General features: G+C 67.1%; 19 protein-coding genes. 7 read left to right on the forward strand and 12 right to left on the reverse strand.

Features of this window, described 5'->3' with window-relative positions:
• Positions 1-143: 143 nt before the first annotated feature.
• The 3 genes from dhaM to dhaK are packed head-to-tail and all read right to left on the reverse strand — an operon-like array spanning position 144 to position 4,085.
• Positions 144-2,483 (reverse strand): dihydroxyacetone kinase phosphoryl donor subunit DhaM, encoded by a 2,340-nt coding sequence (gene dhaM / locus AQZ59_RS03835; RefSeq protein WP_062613309.1) that lies wholly within the window; start codon positions 2,481-2,483, stop codon positions 144-146.
• Entirely contained in the window at positions 2,476-3,090 is a 615-nt protein-coding gene (gene dhaL, locus AQZ59_RS03840; RefSeq protein WP_062613311.1) for a dihydroxyacetone kinase subunit DhaL, read from the reverse strand. Before dhaL ends, dhaM begins: the two co-directional genes overlap by 8 nt.
• Positions 3,090-4,085 carry a dihydroxyacetone kinase subunit DhaK gene (dhaK, locus tag AQZ59_RS03845; protein ID WP_062613313.1) on the reverse strand — a complete coding sequence of 332 codons (996 nt, stop codon included), beginning with the start codon at positions 4,083-4,085 and terminating at the stop codon, positions 3,090-3,092. Before dhaK ends, dhaL begins: the two co-directional genes overlap by 1 nt.
• Before the next feature lie 294 nt (positions 4,086-4,379).
• Here dhaK and AQZ59_RS09355 point away from each other — a divergent pair, with 294 nt between their 5' ends.
• Genes AQZ59_RS09355 through lysS form a run of 5 tightly spaced genes read left to right on the forward strand, consistent with a single transcriptional unit; the run spans position 4,380 to position 9,313 of the window.
• Positions 4,380-5,420, forward strand: a complete 1,041-nt coding sequence (locus AQZ59_RS09355) for an NAD(P)-binding domain-containing protein (RefSeq protein ID WP_236698656.1) — start codon at positions 4,380-4,382, stop codon at positions 5,418-5,420.
• A 10-nt stretch (positions 5,421-5,430) separates the two neighbouring features.
• On the forward strand, positions 5,431-6,270 hold the full coding sequence (panC, locus tag AQZ59_RS03855) for a pantoate--beta-alanine ligase (protein ID WP_101923618.1): 840 nt from the start codon (positions 5,431-5,433) through the stop codon (positions 6,268-6,270).
• Positions 6,267-6,695 carry an aspartate 1-decarboxylase gene (panD, locus tag AQZ59_RS03860; RefSeq protein ID WP_280521823.1) on the forward strand — a complete coding sequence of 143 codons (429 nt, stop codon included), beginning with the start codon at positions 6,267-6,269 and terminating at the stop codon, positions 6,693-6,695. The genes panC and panD overlap by 4 nt, the downstream gene beginning before the upstream one ends.
• A gap of 9 nt (positions 6,696-6,704) precedes the next feature.
• Positions 6,705-7,700, forward strand: a complete 996-nt coding sequence (locus AQZ59_RS03865) for an HAD-IIA family hydrolase (RefSeq protein WP_062613319.1) — start codon at positions 6,705-6,707, stop codon at positions 7,698-7,700.
• Positions 7,701-7,756: 56 nt separating this feature from the next.
• Positions 7,757-9,313, forward strand: a complete 1,557-nt coding sequence (gene lysS / locus AQZ59_RS03870) for a lysine--tRNA ligase (protein ID WP_062613322.1) — start codon at positions 7,757-7,759, stop codon at positions 9,311-9,313.
• A 70-nt stretch (positions 9,314-9,383) separates the two neighbouring features.
• Here lysS and glpK read toward each other — a convergent pair whose 3' ends face one another.
• From glpK to glpA, 7 genes are all read right to left on the reverse strand, one after another.
• Positions 9,384-10,910 (reverse strand): glycerol kinase GlpK, encoded by a 1,527-nt coding sequence (glpK, locus tag AQZ59_RS03875; RefSeq protein ID WP_062613324.1) that lies wholly within the window; start codon positions 10,908-10,910, stop codon positions 9,384-9,386.
• 177 nt (positions 10,911-11,087) lie between these two features.
• Positions 11,088-11,834 (reverse strand): MIP/aquaporin family protein, encoded by a 747-nt coding sequence (locus AQZ59_RS03880; protein WP_062613326.1) that lies wholly within the window; start codon positions 11,832-11,834, stop codon positions 11,088-11,090.
• 256 nt (positions 11,835-12,090) lie between these two features.
• The gene (locus AQZ59_RS03885; protein WP_062613328.1) at positions 12,091-12,747 is read right to left on the reverse strand and encodes a uridine kinase family protein; all 657 of its coding nucleotides are present in this window, start codon (positions 12,745-12,747) and stop codon (positions 12,091-12,093) included.
• Positions 12,748-12,944: 197 nt separating this feature from the next.
• The gene (locus AQZ59_RS03890) at positions 12,945-13,784 is read right to left on the reverse strand and encodes an SMP-30/gluconolactonase/LRE family protein (RefSeq protein ID WP_062613330.1); all 840 of its coding nucleotides are present in this window, start codon (positions 13,782-13,784) and stop codon (positions 12,945-12,947) included.
• Between the two features lie 295 nt (positions 13,785-14,079).
• A complete protein-coding gene (locus tag AQZ59_RS03895; protein WP_062613332.1) occupies positions 14,080-15,324 on the reverse strand; it encodes an anaerobic glycerol-3-phosphate dehydrogenase subunit C in 1,245 nt (414 codons plus the stop codon).
• A gap of 2 nt (positions 15,325-15,326) precedes the next feature.
• Positions 15,327-16,589 (reverse strand): glycerol-3-phosphate dehydrogenase subunit GlpB, encoded by a 1,263-nt coding sequence (gene glpB, locus AQZ59_RS03900; RefSeq protein WP_062613334.1) that lies wholly within the window; start codon positions 16,587-16,589, stop codon positions 15,327-15,329.
• A 12-nt stretch (positions 16,590-16,601) separates the two neighbouring features.
• The gene (gene glpA, locus AQZ59_RS03905) at positions 16,602-18,239 is read right to left on the reverse strand and encodes an anaerobic glycerol-3-phosphate dehydrogenase subunit GlpA (protein WP_062613336.1); all 1,638 of its coding nucleotides are present in this window, start codon (positions 18,237-18,239) and stop codon (positions 16,602-16,604) included.
• Between the two features lie 181 nt (positions 18,240-18,420).
• On the opposite strand from glpA, the gene AQZ59_RS03910 reads away from it, so the two are divergent.
• Positions 18,421-19,404, forward strand: a complete 984-nt coding sequence (locus AQZ59_RS03910; RefSeq protein ID WP_062613338.1) for a sugar-binding transcriptional regulator — start codon at positions 18,421-18,423, stop codon at positions 19,402-19,404.
• Positions 19,401-19,829, forward strand: a complete 429-nt coding sequence (locus AQZ59_RS03915; protein WP_062613340.1) for a GNAT family N-acetyltransferase — start codon at positions 19,401-19,403, stop codon at positions 19,827-19,829. Before AQZ59_RS03910 ends, AQZ59_RS03915 begins: the two co-directional genes overlap by 4 nt.
• Here the strand turns inward: AQZ59_RS03915 and AQZ59_RS03920 are convergent.
• Both AQZ59_RS03920 and AQZ59_RS03925 read right to left on the reverse strand, forming a co-directional pair.
• The gene (locus AQZ59_RS03920) at positions 19,826-20,215 is read right to left on the reverse strand and encodes a hypothetical protein (protein WP_062613341.1); all 390 of its coding nucleotides are present in this window, start codon (positions 20,213-20,215) and stop codon (positions 19,826-19,828) included. The two genes, AQZ59_RS03915 and AQZ59_RS03920, sit on opposite strands and share 4 nt — an antisense overlap.
• Complete coding sequence (locus AQZ59_RS03925) at positions 20,212-21,087, reverse strand: HhH-GPD family protein (protein ID WP_062613343.1); 876 nt, start codon at positions 21,085-21,087, stop codon at positions 20,212-20,214. The genes AQZ59_RS03920 and AQZ59_RS03925 overlap by 4 nt, the downstream gene beginning before the upstream one ends.
• Between the last annotated feature and the right edge of the window lie 332 nt (positions 21,088-21,419).

Here is a 21,419-nt window from a genome sequence, read left to right on the forward strand (position 1 = left end):
CCGTGATTTGAATTTACTGGACGTATTTGGGGCGATCTCCGTATATGAGGAGATCGCCCCAAATACGTCCAAAATGTTTTAATTTGCCCCGGCCCGGCACCCTGGCTGCCCGACTCGTCACAGTCTCCCGGCTGACTGCCCGGCTACTTGATCGCCCGGATTGCCGCCTTGATCTGGGGCACCAGGCCCGGGCGCACGGAGAGCGAGGCCACCCCGGCGCGCACCAGCTGGGGCACGTGCTCCTCGGAGGAGGCCAGGTCGCCGCAGATGCCGAGGGGGGACTCGAGCTTGCGGGCCGTGTCCGCGATGAGGTCCACCACGAGCGGGATCACCTGGTCGGCCACGGGCGCTACGGCGGAGTTGCCGCGGTCGGTGGCCGCCATGTACTGGATCAGGTCGTTCGTGCCCACCGAGAAGAAGTCCACCTTCTCATCGAATGCGGCAACGTTGAGTAGCGCCGCCGGGGTTTCGAGCATCATGCCGAACTGGGGTAGCTCGTCGGGCCGACCCTCGGCCTCCACGGCCACGTTGAACATCTCGCGTGCCCACACCACTTCGGCAACGGTGGTGACCATGGGGATCATCACCTTGATGTTGGCGTGCTGGGCCACGCGGATCGCGGCGCGGAACTGGTCGACCAGCGCGTCGGGTATGCGCTGCATGAGCCTGATCCCGCGTACGCCCAGGAACGGGTTGTCCTCCGGTTCGGAGTCGAAGAAGGACACGGGCTTGTCGGCCCCCACGTCCCACGTGCGGAGCGTGATCGGCTGTTCGGTGCCGAGCGCTTCGGCGATCTGAGTAAAGACTTCCGCCTGCTCGTCCACCGTGGGCCGGTGATCCCAGTCGGCGAACAGCACCTCGGTGCGTACCAGCCCCGAGCCGTCGGCCCCGTTCTTGGCACCGAGTTCCGCGTCGCTGGCCAGGGCCACGTTCGCGCGCACGTAGATCTGCCGCCCATCGAACATGGCCGGTTCGTGGGCGTGCTCGCGGGCTGCCTTCGCCAGCTTGGCCTGTTCCTTGGAGGCGCGCAGCAGTTCGTGGAGCTGGGCCCGCGTCGGGTCCACGTAGACCATCCCCGAGCGCGGCTCGAGCGCTACCTCCTGGCCCTCCGTGATGTCACGCGCGATCTCTTTGCCCGTGATGACGGGGATGCCCTTCGCGGAGGCGATGAGGGCGCCGTGCCCGGTGGCCGAGCCGGTGGCGGCGAGGATGCCGATCACCGAGCCGGGGTCGATCTCCGAGGCTAGGGCCGGGGTGAGCGAGTCGAGCACCACCACGGGGTCGCGCCCGAAGTCGGCGATCGCGGCGGCCAGCCCGCCGAGCGGCAGGCCGTGGAGCGCCTGGATGAGAAGGTCGCCCAGGGCCTTGACATCCTCTGAGCGTTCGCGCAGGTAGGCGGTGGGCAGGTCGAGGTACTCGGCCACCGTGTCTTGTGTGGCGTTGTGAACCGCGATTTGGGCGGGCTTGCCGGCGTCGATCGCGGTTGTGATGCGCCCAGCGTAGGCCGGGTCGTCGAGGAGCCCCACCTGCAAGGTGAGGATCGGGTCGTCTCCGAGGGACGAGAGGTAGGTGCGCACAGCCTCGCGCGCCTCGGCGTAGGCGTCGGCCTGGTTCTTCGGCTCGGTGCCGAGCTCCGGGCGCGGCTGGGCGTTCCACACGAGCGCGGGCCCCACCGCGATCTCCATGCCGGAGCCGGTCTGCCGCTTGTGTGCGGGGATGGGGGATTCGGGCTTGGCTTCGCCCTTGGCGAGCCACCCGCGCTGGGCGAGTTCCCCGACGGCGTCGAGCGCGGCTTCCGCCTCAGGCCCGGTGGCCTGCACCAGGACCTCGTCGCCTTCGAGCACGCCGAGCGAGATGAGGGACGTCATCGAGCGTGCGACCACCGGCCCCCGCCCGTTGCCGACGTGCGAGACCCGCACCTCCGCGTCAAACGGTGCCACCGCCGCCACGAGTGCGCCAGCCGGCCGAGCGTGCAGGCCCGCCGGGTCGTCCACCACGTAGGTGCGCGAGATCCACTCGCGCGTGTCGGGCCCGTCGTCGTCGACGCCGCCCGCGCCCATAGCGCCACCGGCCGCGTCCGCGTAGGGAATGTCGGCCTCCTTCGCGGCGAGCGCGCCCATGGCCTCGCGTGCCACGTCCTCGCGGCTGGCACCAGCGCCCGCCGCGACGGCGGCCACCACCAGGCCCTCCACCAGGGGAGCGGGCACCACGGTGGTGCGCTCGGCCATGTCCGGGTCAATGAATTCGAGCGCCATCTCCGTGGACATGACCGCCGATCCGAGGTCAACGAGCACGACCACGCCCGCGCCGCCGTCCGCCTCCTCAATCGCGGCGGAGATGAGTTCTGCAGAGGTGCCGAAACCGCCATCGGCGCCGCCGGCGGCCACAATCACCGCGTCCCTGCCCATGTCGAGCGCGAGGTCGCGAGCTGCGGCCGCCAGTGGCGCCGAGTGCGAGACGGCAACGAGGCCGACGTTAGTCACCAAATGCCTCCAGCGCTGCCTCAATGAGCAGGACGGAGGAGGCCGAACCCGGATCCTTCACGCCCTTCGAGCGTTCTCCGAGGTAGGAGGCGCGGCCCTTGTGGGCGATCATCGGGATAGTGGCCTCCGCACCCGTGCGCGCCGCGGCGGCGGCAGCAGCGAGGGCGTCGGCAAGGGAGCCTTCCGCGGAGTCGGCGGCCTCAAGTGCGGGGAACCAGACGTCAAGCATCGTTTTGTCTCCCACCTCGGCCTTGCCCCGCGCCTGCAGGGCCTCGACGCCGGTGCGGAGGGCGGCGAGGAAGTCCTCGCGAGTGAACTCGCCTTCGGGCAGAGCCCCGCCCATCCGCATGAGTAGCGTGCCGTACAGCGGGCCGGACGCGCCGCCCACCTTCGACACCAGAGCCATGCCCGCCTTCTTCAGGTAGGCGCCGGCATCTGGGACCGCATCCAGGTCGATCTCCGAGATCGCCTGCACGCCGCGGGCCATGTTGGAGCCATGGTCCGCGTCGCCGATCTGGCGGTCCAGATCGGTCAGGTAGTCCGCCTGCTCATCAATCCTGGTTTTGAATCCGGCCATCCAGGCCGCGAAAGGCTGCAGTTCGGGCATTACTTACCCCACCTCAGTCCGGTGGTCACGACGGGGGCATCCCACAGGCGCAACAGTTCGTCGTCAGCCTTGAGCAGCGACAGGGCGCAGCCGGCCATCTCGAGCGAGGTCACGTAGTCGCCCACGAGCACGCGGGCTACAGTCACGCCGGCGTCTTCCAGCAGCTTCGCCACCTCGCCGTACATGAGGTACAGCTCCGACAGCGGGGTGCCGCCCATGCCGCCGAGCATGGCGATCACGGGCGCGCCAGTGAAGTCCATGTCCGCCAGGATCGGCTCCACCAGCTCCTTGGCCAGCTCGTGTGCCGGCTGGAGCGCGCGGCGCTCGCGGCCCGGCTCGCCGTGGATGCCGATGCCGAGCTCGATCTCATCCTCGCCCAGCTCGAAGGTGGGCTTGCCGGCCGCGGGGACCGTGCAAGAGGTGAGGGCCATGCCGAAGCTGCGCGTGGAATCGGCGACCTTCTGCGCAACGGCGGTGACGGCGTCGAGATCCGCGCCCTCCTCTGCCAGCGCGCCGGCGATCTTCTCCACGAACAGGGTGCCGCCCACGCCGCGGCGGCCCGCGGTGTAGAGGGAGTCTTGGACCGCCACGTCGTCCTCCACGATGACGGCCTTGACCTGGGTGCCCTCCATGTCGGCAGCCATTTCGGCGGCCATCTCGAAGTTCATCACGTCGCCCGTGTAGTTCTTGACGATGTGGAGGACGCCGGCGCCGGAATCAACCTTGGCGGTGGCCTCCATGATCTGATCGGGGACCGGCGATGTGAAGACCTCGCCGCAGCATGCCGCGTCCAGCATGCCTTCACCCACGAAGCCCGAGTGGAGCGGCTCGTGGCCGGATCCACCACCGGAGACGAGGGCGACCTTGCCCTCCTTCTTCGTTGCTCGGTAGACGATGTGACGGGGAATATCGACCTCAAGGTCCGGATGGGCAGCGGCCACTCCAACGAGGGAATCAGTGACCACGTCATTGGGGTTATTGATTATTTTCTTCATGCCGCAATTGTCCCATCGTTACCTGGCCCATGCAATAGAACGGTAATTCTTTGGGGCGTCATTTTCGCAGGTGATTGTGCCTTTTCTGCGGGGCTTTGGCGTTTCACGCTGAGAGCCGAACGCCGACGCCGTGGGCCGGTTTGCGTTCGCCGCTTGGCGGGTCTTTTTCACGACGCCGTGGCGCGGTTCGCGTTGGGCGCGGGGCCTGCGCTGGGGGCGCGGGTGCGGATGGGACGATGCGGGCGGTCCGGAGGCGGAAAAGAATTGTCGGAGGCGGTGGCTAGGATGGTGGACATGGAGAATTCGACGGGACGCATGGGGATTGGCATCATCTCCGCGGGGCGCGTGGGCGCGGCGCTGGGCAGCGCGCTGCGCGCGGCCGGGCACGGGATCGTGGGCGCGCACGCGCCCTCGCCGCAGTCGCGGGAGCGGCTGGAGGTCATGTTGCCGGGAGTGCCGGCACTCGACGTGCCGGCGATCGTGGAGCGCTCCGAGCTGGTCATTCTGGCACTGCCGGATGAGGAGCTCGAGGGCCTCGTGGCCGGCCTGGCCAAGCTGGGCGCGTGGCAGGCCGGCCAGATCGTGGTGCATACCTCGGCGCGGCGGGGCGTGGAGGTGCTGGCGCCGGCGCAGGCGGCTGGCGCGCTCACGCTGGCGCTGCACCCGGTCATGGAGTTCTCGGGCACGTCGGTGGACGTTGCCCGGCTCCAGGGCGCGCACGTCGTGGTCTCCGCGGCGAACGCGATCCAGCCGATCGGGCTGGCGCTCGCGGCGGAGATGGGCGCGCAGGGCGTGGTGGTGAACTCTGCTGACCGCGCGATCTATGCGGCCGCGCTCGCCCATGCGCGCCAGGGCGTGGAGTTGGCCGCGTCCCAGGCGGGGCGAGTGCTGGCGCAGATCGGTGTGGCGCAGCCGGGTGATCTGCTCGGCGAGTGGGCCCAGGCCGGCCTCGATCGCGGGCTCTTCGCGGGCAACGCGGCGGGTGCGTATGTGAGCTCTGCTGGCGGTGCCAGTGCGGGCATGGGCCCAGCCGCGGGCGTAGCGGGAGCGGTGGGCGGGGCGGGCCCGGACGGCGTCGTGGGCGCGAACAGAGCGGGGGCCGGTGTGCCTCGTCCGCCGGCGCCACCCAGTGCGGAGGAAGCCGCGCAGCGCGTGGAGGCGTTGGGGACGTTGGCGGTGGAGTCGCCGGAGTTGGCCGACGTCGCGAAGGCGGACCTGGACCTGTTGGAGCGCCTCGTGGAGCGGGCGTTGATGGCGGGCGTTATCGGCGAAACAGAGGCAAATGAGTTGCATACCATCGTCGGCGCCGCTCGCTGCTCGCATGGGGGAAGATAGAATGGCAGATATGGAAATCTGTAGGACACGCAGCGAGTTGGCGAGCGCCCTGGCGAAGGCCGATGGCACCCGCGCGCTTGTCATGACCATGGGGGCCCTGCACGACGGGCACGCCCAGCTGCTGAAGGCGGCGCGCGCCGCGGCGCAGACCGTGGTGGCGTCGGTGTACGTTAACCCGCTCCAATTCGGCCCGAATGAGGACTACGCCGCCTATCCGCGCACCGAGGCTGCGGATCTGGCGTTGCTTGAGCGCGAGGGCGTGGATGTGGCCTTCCTGCCCACGAATGATGAGATGTACCCGCGCGAACCGCTCGTGCGGATTGACCCGGGGCCGATGGCCCGCGTGCTCGAGGGCGCCACCCGGCCCGGGCACTTCGCTGGCGTGCTCCAGGTGGTCCACAAGGTGTTCAACCTGGTCCGCCCGGACATGACGTTCTTCGGGCAGAAGGACGCCCAGCAGCTTGCACTCGTACGCACGATGGTGGATGACCTGGACATGAGCATTGACGTGCGGGCGGTGCCGATCAAGCGCGATGAGTCGGGCCTGGCGCTGTCCTCGCGCAATTCTTACCTTTCCGATGCCGAGCGCGCCCAGGCCCTCGCCCTGTCCACGGCCCTGCGCCGCGGGGTGGAGCTCGCGGAGTCGGGGGCGAGCGCGGGGGAGGTGCGGGACTCGGTGCGCGCGCAACTGCACGCGGCCGACGGCGTGCGCCTCGACTACCTCCACTTGGTTGACCCGGCCACCTTCGCCTTCCTTGACGATCACGCGCACGGCCCCGGCCTGCTCGTCACCGCCGCCTACGTGGGCCCCACCCGCCTCATCGACAACATGGAGGTGGAGCTTCGATGATGCTGCGAACGATGCTCACCGGCAAGATCCACCGGGCTACCGTCACCGGGGCGGATCTGCACTACGTGGGCTCCATTACTGTGGACCTCGATCTGCTCGAGGCCGCGGATATCCTGCCGGGCCAGCAGGTCGACGTCGTGGACGTGACCAACGGAGCCCGGCTCACCACTTACGTCATCCCAGGTGAACGTGGCGCGGGCGAGGTCAAGCTCAACGGCGCGGCGGCCCACCTGGTCGACGTGGGGGACCTGGTCATCATCATGTGCTACAGCCAGATGGACGATGACTCGGCCCGCACGTACGAACCGAAGGTCATCTACGTCGATCGCCAGAATCGTATCCACGGTGCGGGCAGCGACCCGGGCCAGGTGCCCGATGGGCACGGCCTCACCGCGTCGGGCATCCCCTTCGACCACGCACGATAGGAGAAGAACATGCGTTTTCCGAAGATCCCCAAGATCCATCCCAAGGCGCTCGTCCCTGACGTGGACAGGCTGCGTGGCATGGTATCCAAGTCCGAATCGGAATCCACGGAAGCCGTGACCTCGGCCTCCGAATTCTCCAGCGATGAGGAGATCTCCTCGCGGATCACCAACCTTGACGTCATGGTCGAGGAATCCCCTGGGCGCGTGTTCGACGCCTACCTCATCAACATTGACGCGGGCCTGTATGCGGGCACGAACCTCATGCCGAAGCTGAAGATGGTGATCGACGCGCTCGACCACCTCAACCGGCCGTTCCGCTTCATGTCTTGGCTGTCGGACGTGACGCCGGCCCAGCTCGTGGAGATGATGAGCGACGAGGGAATTGAGATCACGGCCGATGAGGTCATCACCCCGGCCACCCTCGCCTCGCGCTACCTCAAGAACTCCTACCCGGGCGCGAAGGTGTTCGTGGCAGGCGGTACACGCTTCCGCGACGAGCTTGCGGCGAACGGGATCGAGGTCACGGACAAGGCGGCGGAGACCAACTTGGTGATCGTGGGCTTCACCTCCGATTTCGACATGAAGATGTTCTCCACCGCCTACCACGCGATCGCGGACAACGGGGCGGACCTCATCAGTACGTCGCTGCGGCGGGTGCGCCGCATGCCCGACGGCTCGCGCGAGCCGGGCACGTTGCCGATCATCACTGCACTCGAGACAGCCACGCGTAAACGCCTGACCAAGAACCTCGGTAGCCCCGAGACCGACCTGCTCGAGATGATCTTCGATGACATTCAGGTCCGCCCGGAGGACTCGCTGTTCGTCACCGACTCCCTCGGCGCCGACATCCGCATGGCCAAGCGCTACGGCGTGCCCACCGCGCTCGTGCTGACCGGCAGCGCCACGGCGGACCAGGCGCGCGATCTCAAGCGCAAGGACCAGCCGAACTATGCGCTGACCACGATTGCGGACATCCTCCCGCGCTATATCAAGGACCAGCTCTAAGAGCGCCCAGCCACAGGGCCCCGCCTCAGGGGCCTCGCGAGAAGAAAAGGACACCCATGCAGCAAAACTACGACGACACCTCCGACCAGCTCGCCGTCCGCAAGGAAAAGCGGGCCCGCCTGCTCGCCGCCGGCCGTGACCCGTACCCGCCCCACCTCGAGATCACGCACACCATCGCGGACGTGCGCGCGAAGTATGCGGTGGAGCGCGAGGGGGAAAAGGTGAGCGCTGACGTCGTGCTCCAGCCCGGCGATGAGCTGACCGAGGAGCGCGTGGAGCTCGCCGGGCGTGTCATGCTGTTCCGCCCGTCAGGCAAGATCGCCTTCAGCCAGCTACAGGCGGGTGACGGCGAGCGCATCCAGGTGATCTTCTCGCTGGCGAACGTAGGCAAGGAGGCGCTGGACGCGCTGAAGGCCGACGTGGACCTGGGCGACTTCGTGTGGGTGGACGGCTATGTGGGCGCCTCCAAGCGCGGCGAGCTGTCGATCTTCGCCACGTCCTGGCAGCTGGCCTCCAAGGCGATCCGCCCGCTGCCGAAGATGTTCACGGCGGAGGACGGCACCGAGATGGCGCTCGGCGAGGAGACCCGCGTGCGTAACCGCCACCTCGACCTCATCACGCGTGACGCCGCGCGCAGGATCGTGCGCCTGCGCGCGGGCATGATGAAGTCCATCCGCAAGACGTTCGACGACCGCGGCTACATCGAGGTGGAAACTCCGATCCTGCAGCCGCTCCACGGCGGCGCCGCGGCCCGCCCGTTCGAGACCCACATCAACGCCTACGATCAGGACCTCTACCTGCGCATCGCCACCGAGCTGTACCTGAAGAAGGCCGTGGTGGGCGGCATCGAGCGCGTGTTTGAGATCGGGAAGAATTTCCGTAACGAGGGCGCGGATTCCACGCACTCGCCGGAGTTCTCCGCGATGGAGGCCTACCAGTCCTTCGCCACGTATGAGGAGATGGCGGTCCTCACCCGCGATCTCATCCAGAACGCGGCACGTGACCTGTTCGGCACCACCACTGTGACCCTCGCCGACGGCACTGAGTACGACCTGGGTGGCGAGTGGGCGCGCCTCGACCTCTACACCTCGCTGTCCGAGGCCGTGGGGGAGGAAGTGACGGTAGAGACCCCACGCGAACACCTGGTGGAGATCGCGGACAAGTTCGACATCGCGGTCAAGGAATACGCCGTGGCCGGCAAGATCGCCGAGGACATCTGGGAGGAGCTGGTTGGTTCTAAGCTGTGGGAGCCCACCTTCGTCTTCGACTTCCCGGAGGACACCTCGCCGCTCACCCGCAACCACCGCTCCAAGCCGGGGCTGACCGAGAAGTGGGATCTGTACGTGCGGGGCGTGGAGATCGCCACCGCCTACACTGAGCTGGCTGACCCGGTGATTCAGCGGGAGCGCCTCACCCAGCAGTCGCTCGAGGCCGCAGCGGGTGACCCGGAAGCCATGCAGCTGGACGAGTCCTTCATCGAGGCGATGGAGCAGGGCTTCCCGCCGTCGGGCGGCATGGGCATGGGCATCGACCGCATGCTCATGGTGCTCACCGGCCTGGGCATCCGCGAGACGATCCTGTTCCCGTTCGTCAAGCCGACCGCGCGCGCATAGTTCTTGCCGCAAACGTGAAGGTGGGCGGATCCGATTGGATCCGCCCACCTGCTACGCTGTGGCCTGGTGCTTACTCAGCACGCACGTCGTCGTCGACCCAGTCAAACGTACGGGTGACGGCCTTCTTCCACAGGCGCATCTGGCGAGCACGCTCGTCGGCGTCCATCTTGGGCGACCAACGCTTGTCCTCCTGCCAGTTGGCGATGACGTCCTGCTCGCCGGCCCAGAAGCCAACCGCGATACCGGCCGCGTAGGCGGCACCGAGGGCGGTGGTCTCAGCGACGACCGGCTTGACGACCTCCACACCGAGGATGTCAGCCTGGAACTGCATGAGTGCATCGTTCGCGGTCATGCCGCCGTCAACACGAAGCTCGCCGAGCTCAACGCCCGAATCGGCGTTCATGGCCTCGAGAACTTCGGCCGTCTGGAACGCGGTGGCCTCGAGGACCGCGCGAGCCAGGTGGCCCTTGTTGTTGTAGCGGGTCAGGCCGACGATCGCGCCTCGGGCATCGTCCTTCCAGTACGGGGCGAACAGGCCGGAGAACGCCGGGACGATGTAGACGCCGCCGTTGTCCTCAACCGTTTCAGCAAGGGTCTCGATCTCCGGGGCGGAGGTGATGATGCCGAGCTGGTCGCGCAGCCACTGCACGAGCGAGCCCGTCACAGCGATCGAACCCTCGAGCGCGTAGACCGGAGCCTGATCGCCGATCTTGTAGCACACCGTGGTCAGCAGGCCGTTCTTCGAGGTGATCGCCTCGTTGCCCGTGTTGATGAGCATGAAGCAGCCGGTGCCGTAGGTGTTCTTCGCCATGCCCTTCTCGAAGCAGGCCTGGCCGAAGGTGGCCGCCTGCTGGTCGCCAAGGTCGCCAGCGATCGGGGTGTCGATGATGAGGGAGTTCTTCGAGCCGTAGCCGTAGACCTCGGAGGAGGACTTGATCTCCGGGAGCATCGACATCGGGATGCCCATGTCCGCGCAGATGTCCTCGCGCCAACGCAGCTCACGCACGTCCATGAGCATGGTGCGCGACGCGTTGGTCACGTCGGTGACGTGGACACCGCCGTTGGGGCCACCGGTGAGGTTCCAGATCACCCAGGTGTCGGTGTTGCCGAAGAGGAGGTCGCCCGCCTCGGCCTTCTCGCGTGCCCCCTCAACATTGTCAAGGATCCACTTGACCTTCGGGCCAGAGAAGTAGGTGGCAAGGCCAAGGCCACAGATTTCCTTGTACTTGTCCGGGCCCTCGTCACCAGCAAGCTCGCGAACAATCTTGTCAGTACGGGTGTCCTGCCACACGATAGCGTTGTACACCGGCTCGCCCGTGTTCTTATCCCACACGACGGCCGTCTCGCGCTGGTTGGTCACACCAACAGCCGCGATCTCATGGCGGTTGATGTTGGCCTTGGCCAGAGCCTGGCCAATGACCTCGCGAACGTTGTCACGAATCTCAATCGGGTTGTGCTCAACCCAACCGGCCTTGGGCAGAATCTGCTCGTGCTCCATCTGACCCACGGAAACGATGGTTCCGGAGTGGTCGAAGATAATCGCACGGGACGAGGTGGTGCCCTGGTCGATTGCCATTACGTATTTCTTCTCAGTCATTGAGTTCCCTTCGTCGTTGAACGGTTACTTGAAATAATAGCGATGGAATGGGGCGCTGATCACAGTTTTCACAAATGGCCAACGCCGAGAATCTGGTTGAGAAATATTTCTTCGCCCGGATGGGCGGCGCCGCCCGACCGGCGCCCACAAGGCGCGCCAACCGGGCGGCGTCGTACCTTACATACCGAGGACGTTGAGTGCGTTCGCGCCGAAGGTGAGGCCGGCGAGCACGCCACCGATGGTCGGGCCGACGATCGGCACCCAGGAGTAACCCCAGTCGTTGCCACCCTTGCCCTTGATCGGGAGCACGGCGTGTGCGACGCGCGGACCGAGGTCACGGGCCGGGTTGATGGCGTAGCCGGTGGGGCCACCGAGGGAGGCGCCGATGGCGACGATCACGAGGGCCACGGCGAGCGGGCCGACCGCCGTCGGGCTGCCACCGTTGAAGAGAACCCAGGAGACGAGCACGAAGGTAGCGATGGCCTCAGTGATGGTGTTCCACAGCGGGTTGCGGATCTCCGGGCCGGTGGCGAAGGTGCCGAGCACCTCGGCCTGGTTGTCGTGCTCATCGTAGTGCTGCTTGTATGCCAGCCACGCGATCACGGCACCGACGAAGGCACCGAGGAATTGGGCGACGATGTAGATCATCGTGTTCGAGAAGTTCACGGCGACTCCGGGAACGTACTCCTCCGCGCCCGAGGCGAGGACGCCCAGGGTCACGGCCGGGTTCAGGTGACCGCCGGTCTTGTATGCGGCGTAAACACCGATGAACACAGCAAGACCCCACCCGAAGTTAATCATCAGCCAGCCGGTGCCCCGGCCCTTATTCTTCGTCAGGAGGTTGTTGGCGACCACACCAACACCAAGGATAATGAGCAATGTTGTTCCGATGAACTCGGATACAAAGATTTCTCCAAGCGACATATTTGCCTCTTTCAGTTGTGCGACTATCTCCGGCGACCTTGCCGGACGGCCCAAAAAATACTCGGAAGCCTGTCCCTATTCTTGCTCTTTTGTGCGTCAAAGCGTTCATGACAGTTTGAATTGAAAATATTTGCACAGGATCCAGAACGGCCTTGGGAAAATGTGCACATGTGCGCTTTGTGTGGTGGGGCCAGGAAAAGGCGGACGAAAGATGGGGCAATGCCCAAACGCCCTAAGTGGGCGGCGTGTTCCTGTGCTACTCGGTCCAGCGGAGGGCGGCGAGCATCTGCGTGAGGGTTTCCTGGGCCTCGGTGTAGGACACGGGCCGTGCGCCCTTCGCCTCGACCTCGCGGTACATCGCCGGCTCGGCCAGGAAGTGGGCGACGCCACGGCGCAGCAGGTTGGGTAGCGGCTTGCGGGCCTCGTCCAGGTCGCGCATGAGGCGGAACCAGAAGGTTTGCAGGCGCGGGCGCTTGATGCACAGGGCGTCGGCGAGGATGCCCTCACGCTTGAGATCGTCAATGATTTCGGGGGCGAAGATCCCCTCTGCTAGCACGTAGCGGCGGCCCTCCATATCGAGGTTGCGCTCGCCCACGCGCGTGGAGGTGGGGATGTCGTAGACCGGCACCGTGGTCGAACCGGTGGTGCACAGGTCCACCAGCGCGTCCACCGCGCCCTGGCGGTCCCACGTGGACGGCGAATCCCAGTCAACCATCCCGTGGCGCATAGGCATCCCCGGCCGGTCCCCGTCATAGTAAAAGTCGTCGAGTGAGACCACCGGCAGGCCCGTGCGTGTGGTGAAACGCGTCTTGCCGCTGCCCGATGCGCCCATCACCAAGATGACGCGCGCATTCGGCTGGCGCGCGGATTCGGGCAGGTCAAACAGGCCATCATTCGACAGGGGAGTGGACATGGGCCCAGTCTAACGCGCTCGGCGCCGCCGCCCCGCCAGGGAGGGGCGTTGCCCGCCTCACCCGCCGGGCCGGGCGGGTGAGGCGGGGGTGGGAAGTCGCGCTGCCCGTCAAAGATCAGGACTTTGAGTGCGAAAAGCCCGGTTTTGGCGACGAAAACTTCCAGGGTCCTGATATTCGACGTGGGCTCAGGCCGGGCTCAGCCCGCGAAGGGAGTGACCGGCACGCCGGGGACCTCGGCGCGGGCGCGGAAAATCGCGCCCGCGCCCGGCTCCGGGTCGTCCAAATTCTCCCTCGATGTGGTGACGAAGACGTCGCGGCCGTCCTCCCCGCCGAGCGTGACAGCCGTAACCAGCCGTACCGGGAGGTCCCATTCGCCCAACACCTCGGCGTCGGGGGAGTAGAGCCTGATCTTGCCCACGCGGTTGAGTGCCACCCACACGTTCCCCGCTCTATCGACTGCCAGCCCGTCCGGGCTCGTGCCCGTGGCCTCGTGGAACTCGCGGCGGCCCACCAGCTCTCGGTCCACCACGTTGAACACGTCAGTGCGCCGGGTGGCCGTGTCATGGTAGTAGGCCCGCTCGCCGGCGGGGGAGAAGGCAATGCCGTTGGAGGTGGTGACGCTGGGCAGCACCACGCGCGAGGTCAGGTCGGGGGAGATCTTGTACAGCTTGCCGGCGCCCGGCACCCGCGTGTAGGACATCGAGCCGGCGTACAGGTTGCCCCACGGGTCGGTGCCGCCCTCGTTCATGCGCACGTCGGTATCGGACCAGAGCTCTGACAGTGCGCGGACGTCGCCGAAGGGCTCATCGGCCAGTCCGAGCCCGCGCTCGAGCCCTACCACGAATCCGCCACTCGCCCGCGGCCGTACGAAGGCGGCCACCGGCGAGCCGGTGTGGAGGCGGTGAATGGATCCGTCGGGCAGGAGGGTCAGGAGGTCTCCGGCGAGCATGTCCACGAAGCGCAGGCCGCCCCACTCCTCGGACCAGCAGGGCCCCTCGCCGTGGTAGGCGACGGGATCGGTGATCTGTTCAAACATGGCTCAAGTATCGCAGATCCCGCCCGCGCAGCAACCAGTCGCTGCCTGCGCATCAACCATTCAGGTCGGGTCAGCAGCGGGGACCTGCGCCTTCGGCAGTCGCCCCATCACCTTGAGCGGTGAGGCTTCATCCCTCCCCGCCGGCACGACTGCCGCCGGCAACGAGTTGCAACCCGGTCAGGAGGCGAGCATGAAAATAACCTGGACGATTTCCGGGCGTTCTCCTCATATACGAAGATAGCCCCAGAATCGTCCAGGTTATTTTAATCGCCGGCGGTAGCCGCCACCGAGCCAGTTACGCCAGCCCGAGCGCCCGGTGGATCACCTCGATCGGGTGGATGACCGTGGCGCCGGAGCCTTTGCGGATCTGCCAGCGGCAGGTCTCGGTCTCGCACGCGGCGAGCTTGGGGTTGGTGCGCTTGATCATGTCGAACAGCGGCTTGCCCACGGCCTGCGCGATCTCGTACTTTTCCTTCTTCAGGCCGTACGTGCCCGCGATGCCACAGCAGGCCTCGCCGGACTCGATCACCGTGACGCCGGGGACGGTCTCCATCATCCGGATCGCGGGCTTGCCGATGCCCTGGCTCTTGACCTGGCACGGCTGGTGGTAGGGGATCGTGATGTCCCAGCGCTTGAGCTCCTCGACCGGGAACTCACCGGCGTCGATGAGCTCAAGAATGAACTCGGAGATCTCCACGGTGCGCGATCCGACGTCGAGCAGCGTGGGATCGTCCAGGCCCATGATCTCGTGGGCCTCGTGGCGCAGCATGCCCGCGCACGATCCCGACGCCGACACGATGGTCAGGTCCTTGCCCGCGGCGTTGAGCTGGTCGCACAGTTGGCGAACCTTCTTCGACGCACGCCCGAACAGGCCGTTGGACTGGTGTGCCAGGCCGCAGCAGCCCTGCTTCGGCACGAGCACCTCATACCCGAGCTTCTCCAGCACTTCCACCGCGGCCTTCGACGTGGCGACCTCGAAGTAGCCGCCCGCGCAGCCGTGGAAGAACACGATCGGTCCCTTGGAGAAGGGGCCGGTGCGCTCCTTTTCGTGCTTCTTGAACCAGCTCATGAACGTGGAGGTCTGGGCCTTGGGCACGGGCGCGTCACGGTGAATGCCGATGACCTTCTCCACGATCGTGCGCACCGGCTTGTTGGCCAGTGCCACGTTCGCGATCGGGGCGAACGGGGTCATGAGCTTGCCTTCAAGTTCGGTTTCGGGGATGATCCGGTCGCGCAGCGGCATGTGGTCTGCCTTCATCACGGCACGCGCCTGGGCGTTGATCTCGGCGATCTTCACGCCCTGCGGGCACGTGGTGGTGCAGATCGAGCACCCGGAGCAGTAGTCGAGGGACTTGTCCACGCTGGCGCCGTTGCGGAAGCGCTCAGCCTGCGGCCCCACGAACTTCGGGCCGGAGAAGAGCGGGGTGGCGCGCACAACCGGGCACTGCGACTCGCAGATCGTACACTTGACGCACGCGTCGAGGGACGCGCGGGCCAGGGAGGCCTTGGCGTGCTCGAGTGGGTTAACAACGGTGGTCATGATTAATCCCTCCTGAGGATTGCACGGGTGGCGGCAACAGCGCTGCCGAGCGCGATGCCTTCACCGGACTTCTCGCTCCACGGGCGGGCGCCACCGATGATGGAGCCTGCCAAGTAGAGGTTGTCGTAGACCGGGCGGTCGCCGTCGAGCGGCAACATGTCTTCGTTGACGCTCACCCCGGTTCCGAAGAGGTCCTTGCCGTCGACGATGACCGAGCCGGTCACGCCCGTCGTTTCGGCGTCCTCGGCGTCGAGGAACGTCAGCGGCAGGTCGAAGACGCGCTCGCGGATGTCTCCGTAGGAGTCGCGCTGGATGGTGCCGGACTCGAGACCGCCGCCGGCGTAGACCACGGCGTCGACCTTGTTGGTGGTGACGCGGCCGGCGCGCTGGACCTTGAGCGCGGTCACGTGGCCGCCGTCTGCCTCGAAGCCGATGACTTCGGCGTTGAGGGAGATGTCGACCCGCTTGTCGTGGCAGAGCTGGATGAGCACGTCGTTGATGCGGCGGCCGGGGATCGACGGCGGCGGGACCGGGACCTCGCCCACGGGCACGCCGAGCTCGGCGGCGATCTCCTGGTAAGCGTCGGGCGAAAAGCCGAGGATCGCGGGCAGGAGGATCGTTTCGCCCGCGCGGACGTGGCCGCGCAGCTCGTTGATGAGCGAATCGCGAGTGGCCGGGCCGTCCAGCCCGGCGGTGCCGTCGAAGGCGCGGGCGAAGGTGGTGCCCGTGGAGTCGGCCTCCGGCTTGCGTGGCGCGAGCGAGATGGTCACGGCCCGTGTCTCAACCTTGGCCAGCGGGGAACGGGCGAGGTTGTCGGCGATGAAGGCCGCGGGGAAGTCGCGGAACTGGCGGATGCCGACCACCAGGAACTTCTTCCCGTCCTCCATGAGGGAGGGGACCATCGTGTTCTGCACCGCGATCGTGGGGCGAACCGCGCCGATCGCGGTGGGGATGAGGACGTTCTTGCCCGGCTTGGCGAACAGGCCGGTGGTGGCACACAGCCAGTCCACGCCCTCACGCACCGCGTCCGCCCCAATGGAGGCGTACGGGTGGCCGGGCTCCTTGGCCACGAGCTTTTCGATCTCGGCGTACGGGTCGGAGATGGGGTGGCCGTCCTTGTCCCAGCCGTAAACATCGAGCGTGCCCGAGGACAGGAGCAGGCCGCCCCAGCCCTTGGTCACGATGTCGACGTGGTGGCCGGCCTCGCGCAACTTGAGCGCTGCCGTGAGGCCCGCAAGGCCTGAACCAATAACAATGATGCGCATGATTCTTCTCCTTTATGCCACCGAGGGGCGGCCGTGGATGAGCTCGAGGTCGCCCGTGGCACGCACGGCCTTCTCGGTCGGGGCCGGCAGATGGTCGATGTCGAGGTTGCCGGCGAGGATCCACTTGTTCAGCGTGGCCTCGCGCAGCTGCTCGCCGTACATGAGGGATTCGAGGCCCGAGTAGCGGTTCTTGACGAACAGGCGCAGCATCGACGACGTCCGGTCCGCGTTCTCTTCGCGCTCCAGGCGACCCGCCAGGGCCTCGTGCATGATGCCCGCGGCGCGCATGCCACAGAACGTGCCCTGGCAGGGGCCCATCCCGAGGCGGGTGCGGCGGCGGATGTCGTCAAGGTTGGCCTCCGGCTGCTTGGCCAGTTCCTTCTCAATCGTGGAGCGGGGCAGGAGCTCGCACTCACAGATGATCGGGTCTTCGAAGCGGTCGGCTTCGGCTTCCTCCAGCCTGTCCGTGACCCGGTGGGTACGGGTGGCGTTCGAGGGCACGGCCTCGGTTTCGGTGGTGCACTCGACGAACTCGTCCATCTGCTCAAGCAGCGCGTCCACGATGTTCTTCGCCATGAGGCGGTAGGTGGTGAGCTTGCCGCCGGCGATGGTGAAGAAGCCCTTCACACCGTCGCGCGTGGAGTGGTCGATGATCGACATGCCGCGCGACATGTGGCGCGTATCAGAGGCATCCACGCGCGAGTCCTTGACCAGCGGGCGGGCGCCGGCCCACGCGTGAACCGCGCGCGCCTTGCGGAAGCCCGGCACCAGGTCTTCGCCCGAGTCGAGCATCTGCTGGACCTCGGAGTTGCGGATGACGAGGAAGTCCGGATCGTCTTCCTTCTGATCCGTGGTGCCAATGATTGAGACGGTGTGGGCCGGGACGATGATGTCGCCGTCGGCGGGGTGGATACAGCGGTTGACCACGTGGTTGACGAGGCGGTGGTTCATCGCGATCATGATGCCGCGCCCGGGCACGACGTCGACCCCGTGGCAGCCCGCCATCTTCGCGATCTGGCCCGCCCAGGGGCCGCCGCAGTTGATGGCCGCACGGCAGTTGATGCGGACCTCTTCGCCCGTCTTCTCATCCGTGCAGACCACCTGGGAGACCTGGCCGTCCTGGTTTTCAATCTTGGTGACCCGGTGGTAGGTCAGGCACTGGGCGCCGTAGGCCTTGGCGGACTCGACCGCGCCCCAGACCATGCCCCAGCCGTCAATTGAGCCGTCACGCACGCGGAACGCGCGCTGGATGCCCGGGTTGAGGCGCGGCTCGATGCGCAACGCCTCAGCGACGTCGAGCTCCTCGGCCGGCACCTGCGTTTCGCGGGCCGCGGGCAGGAAGCGGGTGGAGAATTCCGGATCGTCATTCGGGCCGACGACGAACAGGCCGCCGGTCTCCTCCACCGATTCGGGGTGAATTCGGCGCAGGATCTCATTTTCCTCGGCGCACTCAGTGGCCGAGTGGGGGTCCGAAATGACGTAACGGCCACCCGAATGGAGCAGGCCGTGGAACCGCCCGGAGGTTCCCTGTGCCAGATCGGCACGCTCGACAAGGACAGCAGAGAAGCCACGCATGGCCAGATCGCGTAATGCGCCAGCCCCGGTTGCTCCACCGCCTATAACAACAACATCGGTGTTTATAGTTTTCATGGTTCTTCCGATTTCTACGCGGAGACTTAATCACCAATTTACGGTGTTTTCCACGAGGCGTGGTGTGAAAACGGGGGGTTTAAAGTATTTTGGCCAAGTGTGCACGGCCGTGCAGACGAACTGAAATGACTTGCACCCGCCGTGTAGAATATGTCTGTCGTACGTTGAGGAAAGGCCTGAGATGAACCGAGAAGACCGCTCCCTTGCGGCCTATGAAGCAGCCGTCATGCACTTCATCCAGGGGGAGACGATGGAGTCGATCGCGCGCCGACTGTCCGTTTCGCGCTCCACCGTCTCCCGCCTCATCGCCGAGGCGAAGGACGAAGGTCTTATCCAGATCACCATTCACCCGCCCGAGGAGGCGGCCAGCGAGATGCAGGTGCGCCTGTCGCAGATGTTCGATGTGCATGTGAAGGTGGTGCCCGTCCCGTTTGGGGTCAATGAGACGCGCCGGCTCAACGCCGTAACCCAGGTGGCGGGCATCATGGTCTCCGACCTCATGAAGCCCGAGTCGGTCATCGGCGTGGCCTGGGGCAACACAGTGGCCGCCGTCGTCGACCACCTCGTCCCGCGGCCCGCACGCGGCTCGATCGCGGTCCAGCTCAACGGCGCCGCCAACGCCTCCACCAGCGGCGTGCCGTATGCCGGCTCGCTCATGGAAGCCTTCGGCCGGGCCTTCGGTGCCTCCGTCCACTACTTCGCCGTCCCCGCGTTCTTCGACTACGCCGCCACACGCGAAGCCCTGTGGCAGGAGCGCTCCATTGCGGCCGTGCGCGAGATCCAACAGCGGGCCGACATCGCTCTGTTCGGCATCGGCTCTCTCACCGCGAAGAACCCCTCCATGGTCTACTCGGGCGGCTACCTCAGCGCCGAGGAGCTCGACTCGCTGCGCCGCGAGGGCGTGGTGGGTGACATCTGCACGGTGTTGCTTCGCGCCGACGGCTCGTGGAAGGACCTGGAGATTAACTCGCGTGCCTCCGGCCCCACGCCCACCGACCTGCGCAAGATCCCGCGGCGCATCGGCGTCGTCTCCGGCTCGGACAAGGTGGTCGCCACGGTCGCGGCCCTGCGCGCCGGCCTCATCACGGACCTCGTGGTAGACGAGGACACCGCCGACCTCATCTACGAGTACTCGATGCGCTCCGGGCCCGGGACATTGCGATGATCCGCCCGGCGAGTGCGCGGGACGTGCACGCCATCTACGACGTCGTCCGCCCCTACGCCCACCAGCGCGTGCTCGTGGCCAAGGACCTGGTGGAATACTTCGAAAGCCTCGAAGAATTCGTGGTGGCGGAGGTGGAGGGCGAAGTGGTCGGCTGCGGCGCCCTGCACGTCTTTAGCGAGGCCATCGCCGAAATCCGCACCCTCGCCGTCCGCGACGAGTTCCGTGGGCGCGGCATCGGCAAGACGATCGTAGACGAGCTCGAGGCGCGCGCCCGCAGTCTCGCCATCCGCCGCCTGTTCTGCCTCACCTTCGAAGTCGAGTTCTTCTCCGAGCTCGGCTACGTCCGCATCAATGACGACGCCGCAGCCCTCGCCCGGGTCAAACCCAACACCCTGGGCAATTCGCGCATGTTCAAGCAGCTCTAGCGGTCCCGGCCGCCCTCGGCCAGGAAGTTCGCCGCCATCCGCAGCCCGATCGGGGCCTGGAGGCCGACCAGGGCGAGGATGATCGTGGTCATGACGCCGATCCCGGCGATCGCAGTTGCCGCCACGCCCACGACCACCACCGCTGTCGCGACGAGGGCCGCCCCGCGCGTCAGGCGAGCGGCGGACGCGAGGTCGGGGTTCGGGCGTCGTGAAAGAGCGATGAGGTAGGCGCCCACTGCCACGAGCACCGCGCCCGCCCCGCCCGGGATGAGCGCGACGAGCGCGCCGTGCTTGCCGGCGATCTGGATGAGCAGGCCGAGGGCGAGGATGGTCAGCGCGAGGACGCCGAGCACGCCTCCGGCGCGGGCGAGCTTGAGTTCGTTCATGGCTTTGATGCTAGCGGAAGGCGGAATTGGCCCGAAACTAGCTCGGCTAGGCCGTCGGTGAGAACGCCGTCGAGCGCCGGGCCGAAGCGCTCCGCGGGGAGGGTGGTGGCGGCGAGGAGTGAGTCGTAGTCGTGGGGGCCGCGGCGCAGGGCTGCCATGATCTTCCCGCGCGCCTGCCGGTTCGTGCCCTCCCAGGCCTGCGGGCGGCGGCGGTGGGCGTGGGCGTCGGCCGGGCTGCCGGCCAGATTCCACTCGCAGTGGGTGGCGAGCGGGCAGGCATCGCAGGCGGGCGTTCGGGCCGTGCAGACGAGCGCCCCAAACTCCATGATGGCGGCGTTCCAGAGCCAGGCCTGGTCGTCGTCGGGAACGAAAGCCTCGGCGCGAGCGAGTTCGGCCTTGGTCTGCGTGGGCGCGGGCAGGGCCTCGCCGTGCCAGCGGGCGAGCACGCGGCGGATGTTCGTGTCAAGCACCACGCTGCGGCCGCGGAAGGCAAAGGCAACGACGGCGGCCGCCGTGTACGGGCCGACGCCAGGCAGGGTGAGCAGATCGGTGTAGGTGGAGGGGAAGGAGCCGCGCTCAGTGATCGCGATCGCTGCCTCCTGCAGACGCAGTGCGCGGCGCGGGTAGCCCATGCGGTCCCAGGCGATAAGGACCTCGGCGGGAGAGGCCGAGGCAAGGTGGGCGGGGGAGGGCCAGCGCTCCATCCACGTCCGCCACACCGGTTCCACGCGGGCAACCGGGGTCTGTTGGCTCATCACCTCACACACGAGGATCGACCACGGGTCCGTGGTCTCACGCCACGGCAACGGCCGGGCATGCTGGGCGTACCAGTGGGTGAGGGCCGCGTAAGCGGTTTCGGGTTCGGGTGCCACCCGCCTCACTATAGCGCCGCCCGGCGCGCATCGCTCCCGCGGCAAGGGATTGCCGCTACGGTAGGGGCGTGAACGAAACTCCGAAGCGCGGGAAGCAGGCGGGGCGCGGGGCGCCGCGCCCGACGAGCGAGCGCGCCCAGCCTGGCCGGGGACGCGGAGGCGAGCGCGCAGGCCGTGGCGGTGAAGGCGCGGGGCGCGGGAGCGCTGAGCGTTCGGCGCGCGAAGGGAAGCGGCCGACTCAGGGAGCTGCCGAGCGGCAGGCGCGCGCCGGGGAGCACCCCTCGCGAGGCTCTGACCGCCAGGTTCGGAGTGGCGGCAAGCGTCAAATGCGC

This window comes from Trueperella bernardiae (assembly GCF_001469025.1).
In the GTDB taxonomy this organism is placed as follows: domain Bacteria; phylum Actinomycetota; class Actinomycetes; order Actinomycetales; family Actinomycetaceae; genus Trueperella; species Trueperella bernardiae.